The sequence below is a fragment of the Yoonia sediminilitoris genome, from assembly GCF_003058085.1.
Classification (GTDB): domain Bacteria; phylum Pseudomonadota; class Alphaproteobacteria; order Rhodobacterales; family Rhodobacteraceae; genus Yoonia; species Yoonia sediminilitoris.
Window position 1 is genome coordinate 19,314 of record NZ_QBUD01000024.1, and the last position, 8,562, is coordinate 27,875.

The following is an 8,562-nucleotide window of genomic DNA, read 5'->3' on the forward strand; positions in this document are numbered from 1 at the left end:
TATCAATGAAAATCCCGTGATTTCGGGATCACACGCACATTGCGCGGATGACCCTCCCGCCGATCATGAGGGATCGGTTTGCGCACCTCGTCCGCGCGCGCGAGCGGCACATCCATATGGTCATTGGACAGCCCTTCCAATGCATCGCTACGGTCGGTCAGGTGATGGGCGACCACATGGATCACATCATCGCTGCGCTGCACCGTGCCGCGCACATCAATCACCCGCGCGCGCATAATCACCTTGCGAAAGGCCGTCATGACCTTGGGCCAGACCACCAGATTGGCGACCCCTGTTTCATCCTCGACCGTGATAAAGCAGACCCCCTTGGCACTGCCCGGTCGCTGCCGGATCAGGACGATCCCCGCCAGCTTGACCGACTGCCCATTGCGCATGTTCTGCAATGCCGCCGTCGGGCTGTAGCCCTGCTTTGTCATGCTTTTACGCATGAATGACAGCGGATGCGCCTTCAATGACAGGCGCGTTGTCTGGTAATCGGCGACAACATGTTCACAGACCGGCATCTGCGGCAGATCAAAGCGGACCTCGGCCCCTTCGTCACGTTCTTCGCGAAACAGTGGCAAGTCGGGTGCATCACGCAAGGCCCGCGCATCCCATAGCGCCTGCCTGCGATCCAGTGTCATTGACCGCACCGCATCGGCTGCCGCCAGACGGCGCATGGTCCCCGCATCCAGCCGCGCGCGCGCTTTGAGATCCTTGAGGTCCGTAAAAGGGTCCGCCCGTGCATCCATGATCCGCTGGCCCGCGTCCTGCCGCATCCCGTCGATCTGGCGCAGACCCAGACGCACGGCAAATGTGCCCGGCCCAACGGGTTCCAGCGTATTGTCCCAATCGGAATAATTCACATCCGGCCCGCGCACGATTTTCCCATGTTCGCGGGCATCGCGCACAATCTGGGCCGGGGCATAAAACCCCATCGGCTGGGAATTGAGCAGCGCGGCACAGAACACATCCGGATAGTAGTATTTGATCCAGCTTGAGACATAGACCAGATGCGCAAAACTGGCCGCGTGGCTTTCGGGAAAGCCGTAATCACCGAACCCCTTGATCTGGTTGAAGCAACGGGCCGCGAATTCCGGTTCATAGCCGCGTCGGATCATCCGGCTGACCATCTTGTCCTCAAGCTTGCCAATGGTCCCGCGCGACCGGAAGGTCGCCATCGCCTTGCGCAACTGGTTGGCTTCATCGGGTGAAAACTCGGCCGCGACCATAGCCACTTTCATGGCCTGCTCCTGAAAAATCGGGACACCTTTGGTCCGGTTCAGCACCTTGCGCAACTCGTCAGGGTCATGCGGCGGGCTGGGGGATGGGTATTCTTCGGGCTCCTGCCCGCTGCGGCGGCGCAAATAGGGGTGGACCATATCCCCCTGAATCGGGCCGGGGCGAACGATGGCGACCTGAATCACCAGATCATAGAATTCGCGTGGTTTGAGCCGTGGTAACATGTTCATCTGCGCCCGGCTTTCGACCTGAAACACGCCCAGACTATCGCCCTTGCACAGCATGTCATAAACCTCCGGATCATCTTGCGGGGTGCTGGCAAGGGTCAGCCTGCGCCCGTAGTGCGCGTCAATCAGATCAAAGGCCTTGCGGATACAGGTCAACATCCCCAAGGCCAGCACATCGACCTTGAGGATGCGTAATTCGTCAATATCGTCCTTGTCCCATTCGATAAAGCTGCGGTCAGGCATCGCCCCGTTGCCGATGGGCACGGTTTCGATCAGCGGCTTTTCGGTCAGGATGAACCCGCCCACATGCTGGCCCAGATGACGCGGCATACCGATCATCTGATCCGCCAGTTTGATAGTGCGTGCCATCAGTGGGTCCTTGAGGTCAATTCCCGCCTCAGTCGCTTCCCTGGCGCCAAGTTCGCGCCCCCACGACCCCCAGATCGTTTTCGACAGGGCGGTGGTGATATCCTCGGACAGGCCCATGACGCGGCCAACCTCGCGCACGGCCATACGCGGGCGGTAGTGAATAACGGTGGCACAAAGGGCGGCCCGATCGCGCCCGTATTTGTCATAGATATGCTGGATCACCTCTTCGCGACGTTCATGTTCGAAATCAACATCGATATCGGGGGGTTCCTTGCGTTCCTCGGAAATGAAGCGTTCAAACAGCAGATCATTCTTGTCAGGGTCCACAGCGGTGATCCCCAGCACATAGCAAACAGCCGAATTGGCCGCAGACCCGCGCCCTTGGCACAGGATTTCGGGCTTGCAGTCATAGCGGGCAAAATTCACAACCTGATGAATTGTCAGGAAATATTGCGGGATATCCAGCTTGGCGATCAGGGCCAGCTCCTTGTGCAAGGCTTTCGTCACCTTATCTGGCACACCATCCGGATAGCGCCGCTGCGCGCCCTGCCACGTCAACTCTTCCAGATAGTCTTGCGCTGTGCGCCCCTTTGGCACAGTTTCCTTGGGGTATTCATAGGCCAACTGGCGCAGGTCGAAATCGCAGGCATCGGCCACGGTGCGCGTGGCGCGGATGGCATGGGGCCAGTCGGCGAACAGGGTCTTCATCTGGGCGGGCGATTTAAGGTAACGCTCTGCATTGGCGTCCAGCAGAAAACCTGCTTTGGCAATGGTGGTCTTGTGCAGAATGCAGGTCATGACGTCCTGCAAAGGGCGGCGTTCGGGCGCGTGGTAATGCACGTCATTTGTCGCCAGGATCGACAGCCCATGCGACCGCGCCAACTTGTCCAGCCGGTTGATCCGCACCTTGTCATCGCCGCGATACAGATAGCTGGCCGCGATATGGCGCATCCCCGGCAGGGCGCGGGTAAGCCTGCGCAAACCGGCGGCAAAATGACTTACATCGGGGCCGGGCAGCGCAATCAGTTGCACCCCCTCTGCATGGGCGACCAGATCATCAAGCGTAATGTCGCAAGCGCCCTTGGCTTGCCAATTGCCCTGCACATCATGCATTTTTCCCTTTGATAGCAACGCACAAAGTCGTCCATATCCCGCCCTGCCACGCGGATAGGCAAGGAACTCTTCGCCTGTGACAAGGCGCAGGCGGCAGCCGATCAATGGCTTGAGACACGTCTTTATCGCCGCTGCATGCAGCCGAACAACACCCGCCATCGAATTAAGGTCGGCACAGCCCAGCGCGTCATGCCCCTGCCGTGATGCGGTTACGGCCAGATCAATTGCGTCCGACGCCCCGCGCAGAAAAGAAAAGCAGGTGGTCACGCCCAGTTCTACATAGTCGGCTCTGGGGTTGGGGGTAAAATCCCCTGCGTCCAATGTGCGTTTGGGTGGCTGATGGTCATTCTCGGGCATCAGGCAAAACACCCGTGCACAAACCAGCGCGGGTCACCACCGCGCCCGTCCTCGTGCAGCCCTTCGCGGTAAAGCCAGATGCGCAGGCCGGTCTGATCTTCCACCTTGAAATAATCGCGCAGGCGGGTGCCGGGGCGGTCTTTCCACCATTCCGGCGCGATCCGTTCGGGGCCTGCGTAACGGGCAACACGGTGGGTCTGCCTGCGCCAGACAAATTGCGCGGGCGGGCCTTCGGGCACGGCATAAAGCACGCGCACTTCTTCGGGGTGGTCCAGCAGGCGCAACGGGCGTTCTTTGGTCGTGACCAAGGCCGTATCAGTCATGGCCGCCAAGGCAGGCATCTGCCCTTCTGCCCGTTCGGGGATGTGGCTTTCGCGCAAGGCAGGGCGCGACACCGCACGCGGGCCGAATTTCGCGCTTAACCGGTCCACCAGCCGGGTCAGGTGCAAATCATCATCGGACCCGCCATCAAGATGGTTCTGCACGGTCTGCATCGGCTCAACCGCACCTGCGGCCAGCGTGATCAGATCGAACCCGTAGCCCGGATTTATCGCATCCACCTTGTCGCGGAACAGACTATGTAAATGCGCCGGATCGCGCGATGCGGCAGAGGTCGCCACATCCACATGGCTGATATCCCCGTCAGTTTTATAGACGCACAGATGCAAACCGCGGCAGCCCATGCCCGCCTGTTTCAGTTGCGCGCATAAATCCTCGCACAATTCGGGCAGATATGGGGTGGGGTCGAAAATCGGCTCGGCCAGACGGCTTTGCACCCGGAATTGCGGGGCCGCATCCACGCTGGACACAGGTTCTGCCAGTTTGCCCAAGGCCTGATCAAGCCGCAGCAACGGATTGGCCGCCAGCCCCGCTTTGACAAAGCGCCGGGTCAGCGACAGGCGCGGCACATCCATCAGCGCACCAATGGTTTTCAGCCCCAGACGGCGTAGCAGCAGCACAGTATCGGGGTCCAGCCGCAGGCCTGTGACGGGCAAGGCCCCCAGCTTGAAGTCCACCTCATCCGCGCCGCAAATGGACCGCACCGGCCCAAACCGTGCCAAGGCCCACGCCGCCCCCCATGTAGGGGCCACGGCCAGCCGCGATGTCAGCCCCAGCAGGGACAGTTGTGTTTCCATTTCGACCAGCATTGCCGCTTCGCCGCCCAGCAAATGGTCTGATCCGGTGGTGTCCAATATCAGCCCGTCGTCGCCATCGCGGACAGTCCACGGGCACCAGCGGCGCGCCCATAAAACAAGCCTGTCCAATGCGGCACGATCCCCCGCTTCATCCGCATATTCGACCTGCAATTCGGGGCAGATCGCGCGCATATCCACAACCCGGCTGCCCGGATGGATACCCGTCTGCCGTGCTGTTCTGTTGGCCGCGTGGATCACCGGCCCATGGTGCCCCTCGCGGGCCAGCACCAGCGGGATATCATCCGGCGGCGCGTTCCCGTGCCGCTCCATCACCCGCATCCAGCGGTCCATCGCGAACTGGGGCAACGTGATAGAGACGATCCGCCGCCCGGTCATATTCCGCCACCCATTGCCCCGGCTTTTTGCGCCGCGACCGGAACAGATCGAGCGCCCAACGTGGCGGGCCCGGGGATTGCGCATCGTCTGGATGTGCCGCAGACGGGACCGACCCGATGCGCCAGCGGTCGCGCGCCGCACTCAGGTTGGCCGTGGCCGCCCGCCGGATCAGCCAGCAGGGCACATCCGCCGCCTCTGACCGCAGGGCCAGCCGTTTGGTGGCGGTAAAATCCAGCGCGGGCGGGTCGCCCCAAACCTCGCCCACCACAGCGCCCAGTGCGCGGCAGCGCAAGCCATCCTCCATCGCCCACAGCACATCGACCGCACGCGACAGGTTGACCATGATGATGGGGCGAGACGCGCCCATGCCCGCCAGATAGGGCCGCCCGGATTCGCGCCGCGACAGCCGGTCCTGCACCCATAAAACAGGGGCATTCGTACGCGGCAAGCGCGCCAGCAGATAGCCCACAGCCGCCGCATCCGTAACACGCGCGGGAAAGATTTCCGACAGCGTATGCTTGAGCGGATCGGGTTGATCCCCCTGCCCTGCCAGCCGTTTTTCCACCCGAAGCGAACCCATACATGACACCGAATCTCGACCTATGTTCTTCTTTTGTTCTAATCGTTCTTTTGCGTTTCGTCAAACCTGCTCCACGCCAGAAATGATGACCCGCCCGGTCGTCAGGCCGGGCAGCCCCCGACCCTCCCCATAGGAGGGGACTGCCCTCGTGTTGGAAGGTAAAGCTCAAAAAAACGACCAAGATCGCACCAAAACACCAGCCCGCCGGGACGGGCAGGTGTTGGACCAGCGCCTTCGGCTTGATCCGGTCGTGATCCCACTTGCCCACCTGTCATCTGGCACAAGGCCCGGTCCAGATCATTGTGCCAGAAGGCAAACCAGTTGCTTGCGCTTTGGCAGGGATGACTGAACTTCGTCCCTATTTCCGGACATTTTGATTATTGACCCTAAGCGGCTATTTTCCAAGTCATATGGTCAAAAGCCTGTTTTGGGGTTTTGTACCCGTTGCCTGAATGGCGACGCTGGCGATTGTAGAATACCTCAATGTATTCGAAGATGGCGGCCTTGGCCTCTGCCCGTGTTCCAAAGCGGCGCTGGTGGACCCTCTCCTTCTTCAAAGACGCGAAGAAGCTTTCCATCGGCGCAGTGTCCAGGCGCGCCCTTGCGGCTCATGGATTGCCTGAGCCCAGCCTTTTGATCAACTTGCGATACGCCTTATCGAACCAAGTGCTCCATGCCTGAGCGCGGGAAACATAAAGGCTTTCCCTATCCTGACCGGCATCGAAAGCCTGACAAACTTTGCCGATGCTGACCAAGCTGGCGTTGATGCTGCAAAATCATGCGCGCGTTGGGTAGTAACGGCGTTGGCAATCGGGGCAATCGTGGAAATCAACCTCGACAGCAAGGAGTTGCTCGACCGAAGTCAGATCGGAATCGACAGCATCGCACTGGCCCTTGCCTCTGGTGCAGCAACGGCGCTGTCTGTTGCCACGGGTCTGTCCAGCGCATTGGTCGGCGTCATGGTGGCCGTCGCGTTGCGTCCACCCTCTGTGGCGATCGCAATGTTTGCGGGTGCAGGCGAGTTCGGGCTTGCCGGGCGCGCCGCCCTGTTACTTTTTGCCAATATCGTCAGTGTTGGAATAGCCAGCCAGCTTGTTTTTCTATTGCGCGGTATTCGCCCACGAACCTGGCACGAACAGGAGAACGCCAAAAGTCCCAGCGGGTTAACCTCGTTGTCTGGGGAGGCCTTCTTTTGAGTTTGTGCGTGGTCATCTGGTTTGAGTGGTACTAGCCAAAAGGATTGCATCGGCCCAATTCATTCCGAAAAGATCATCGCCGCGTCAGGTTGGCCCCAATCCGGCGCAGGACAGGTGCCCCTGCGATAACTGAATCTCTGATGAGGCGATCGCATTTGATTGCGACAAACCGTAGACGTCAGGGTGTTCAATCAGAGTTCCTGTATCGTCCGGAAACCGAAGGTAGTAAGCGAGATAAACGGGGATTGGATCCGCTGGGAGATCAAGTGTCTTGTTGCCATTCGCAAGGCCATGCACTGTTTGGAGCGGCATATTCAGCACCCAGGCGACCAGATCGTCCCATTGCTGAACGCGAATGCACCCATGCGACAGAGCACGCATTTCTTCGGCGAATAACTCGCGCCGGTTCGTGTCGTGCAGATAGATCAGCAAATCAGGTTCAAAACGAACCGCCGCAAGCCCAAGAGGGTTGGTTGGCCCGGATGGCCAGATGCGATCGCGGTACTCGCCACTCGCAACCATCGAGGGCGTCGGGCGCCATGTTGGTCGGATCCGAACCGAAGTCACATGGGTTTCCAAGCGCGGCGTGCGGTGCCAGGGCGCGCCTACGATCACACGGCTCCGAAAGACCGGTGCCGCGTCCTGCAACGCGATCAACTCAAAGGCGGGGATATTCACCAAGATCGCCTTGCCGCGCGGCGGCAGCGTCAACGGAATGCCATGTGCATCGAGCAGCCTCTGAAATTCAGACCGTTGCGTAACCGGCTCAGCCTCCTCGGCTGCGATATCCTGGGCGGATGCCGTCAGCATGGTCAACGCATACAATGTGAACGCAAACAGCAAGCGACTGAGCGCGCCGATACGTCTTCGGGGACCCAAGGCGCGGTCACCCGAATTAGCCGTCATCCTCTGAAGTCGTCCCGAAACAAGCATCATGTCTTCTTGGGGGCCAAAGCTGTTTTTCGCTTCCGGCACGCCAAACTTGACCAGCGCGCCCCAGGAACACTGTTCAGGGAAGCGAGACTTTTGAGAGGCAGGCTTTCCTGCTGCCCCCCTACGCAGATCAAGAATCCTGAAGCGGTCCGACATATTCAAGCTTCAATGTCTCAACGCCGGCCGCCACGCTGATCCCCGTCTGAACCTGAACACTCACGGGTTGCAGCGCAAACGAGCTTTCGCCTCGGCCCAAAAGAGCGTTTGCTCCCAGCCCGACACCCAGGGACACTTCTGCCCCAATACCGCCATAGGTCCCGGCCAAAGAGCCAGGGCTGTAGTTGTCACCAATCTTGCCTTCGGGGCCGAAGACCAGCCAGACAAGCGCTGTGTCGCCAGTAACACCGATATCAAGCCCGAACCGTTCGATCACGCCTTTGTAGGTACCACGCACGTTGCTGTCGAGTTTGGCAAATGTGCAGTCAAATTCCTTTTTTGAGGTAAAGATCGCTCCCCATCCGCCACTACCTTTGCAAACCAGTGTGCCGGCTTGGAAGCGCTCCATGTTTTGGGCAGTTGCGGGTTGTGCCAACAAGCCTGCAAGAGCACCAATCAAGGCAAACGCGACGAGACAAATTGGAGTCTTTGTTCTTTGGTACGACAAGTTATTCCTTTCTCTCAGAAATGGCAGAAACTCAGCCGCAAAGCGAGAACGGCAACCTATATCCATGCTTCTATGTCAGGTCATGTTAGGTGCGCCCTGCCCGATCGGATTGATCAACATCAACGTGCGCAAGGCGCACAGATCGTCTTCGCATGTGAGCGCACTTGCCCTGTCGTTGCTGAATGGGATGCGAACTCGTAGACAAGTGGTCCTTGGCGATGCGCTACGTGCCAAACTCGGATCGCGTCCATGAGTGTCTGACGTCAGCGCCTATGGGTCCAAATAGCTGTATTTGCTAAGGGAGGGTTTGTTGCTCATCGTAGCCACTGAGGAGTGGACGATGAGAAAG

The 8,562-nt window shown here is 59.6% G+C and carries 6 protein-coding genes and 1 pseudogene; 1 reads left to right on the forward strand and 6 read right to left on the reverse strand.

Features of this window, described 5'->3' with window-relative positions:
• Positions 1–2: 2 nt before the first annotated feature.
• From C8N45_RS21970 to C8N45_RS21985, 4 genes and pseudogenes are all read right to left on the reverse strand, one after another.
• Positions 3–3,308, reverse strand: a complete 3,306-nt coding sequence (locus C8N45_RS21970) for an error-prone DNA polymerase (protein WP_108389031.1) — start codon at positions 3,306–3,308, stop codon at positions 3–5.
• Complete coding sequence (locus C8N45_RS21975) at positions 3,308–4,774, reverse strand: Y-family DNA polymerase (protein WP_181868971.1); 1,467 nt, start codon at positions 4,772–4,774, stop codon at positions 3,308–3,310. Before C8N45_RS21975 ends, C8N45_RS21970 begins: the two co-directional genes overlap by 1 nt.
• On the reverse strand, positions 4,743–5,420 hold the full coding sequence (locus C8N45_RS21980) for an ImuA family protein (protein ID WP_108389035.1): 678 nt from the start codon (positions 5,418–5,420) through the stop codon (positions 4,743–4,745). The genes C8N45_RS21975 and C8N45_RS21980 overlap by 32 nt, the downstream gene beginning before the upstream one ends.
• Positions 5,421–5,806: 386 nt before the next feature.
• Positions 5,807–6,047 (reverse strand): annotated as a pseudogene (locus tag C8N45_RS21985) (IS3 family transposase); the annotation flags it as partial.
• Positions 6,048–6,148: 101 nt separating this feature from the next.
• Here C8N45_RS21985 and C8N45_RS21990 point away from each other — a divergent pair.
• Positions 6,149–6,616 carry a DUF389 domain-containing protein gene (locus tag C8N45_RS21990; RefSeq protein WP_258793374.1) on the forward strand — a complete coding sequence of 156 codons (468 nt, stop codon included), beginning with the start codon at positions 6,149–6,151 and terminating at the stop codon, positions 6,614–6,616.
• A gap of 84 nt (positions 6,617–6,700) precedes the next feature.
• Here the strand turns inward: C8N45_RS21990 and C8N45_RS21995 are convergent, their stop codons facing one another.
• The gene (locus C8N45_RS21995) at positions 6,701–7,522 is read right to left on the reverse strand and encodes a L,D-transpeptidase family protein (RefSeq protein WP_168769563.1); all 822 of its coding nucleotides are present in this window, start codon (positions 7,520–7,522) and stop codon (positions 6,701–6,703) included.
• A gap of 157 nt (positions 7,523–7,679) precedes the next feature.
• Positions 7,680–8,279 carry a DUF992 domain-containing protein gene (locus tag C8N45_RS22000; protein ID WP_108389041.1) on the reverse strand — a complete coding sequence of 200 codons (600 nt, stop codon included), beginning with the start codon at positions 8,277–8,279 and terminating at the stop codon, positions 7,680–7,682.
• Positions 8,280–8,562: the final 283 nt, after the last annotated feature.

Bases quoted from the DNA above. Each gene is read 5' to 3' on its own strand.
- C8N45_RS21975 (WP_181868971.1), bottom strand. From the start codon at position 4,774: ATGGAGCGGCACGGGAACGCGCCGCCGGATGATATCCCGCTGGTGCTG.
- C8N45_RS21995 (WP_168769563.1), bottom strand. From the start codon at position 7,522: ATGACGGCTAATTCGGGTGACCGCGCCTTGGGTCCCCGAAGACGTATC.
- C8N45_RS21970 (WP_108389031.1), bottom strand. From the start codon at position 3,308: ATGCCCGAGAATGACCATCAGCCACCCAAACGCACATTGGACGCAGGG.
- C8N45_RS22000 (WP_108389041.1), bottom strand. From the start codon at position 8,279: ATGGATATAGGTTGCCGTTCTCGCTTTGCGGCTGAGTTTCTGCCATTT.
- C8N45_RS21980 (WP_108389035.1), bottom strand. From the start codon at position 5,420: ATGGGTTCGCTTCGGGTGGAAAAACGGCTGGCAGGGCAGGGGGATCAA.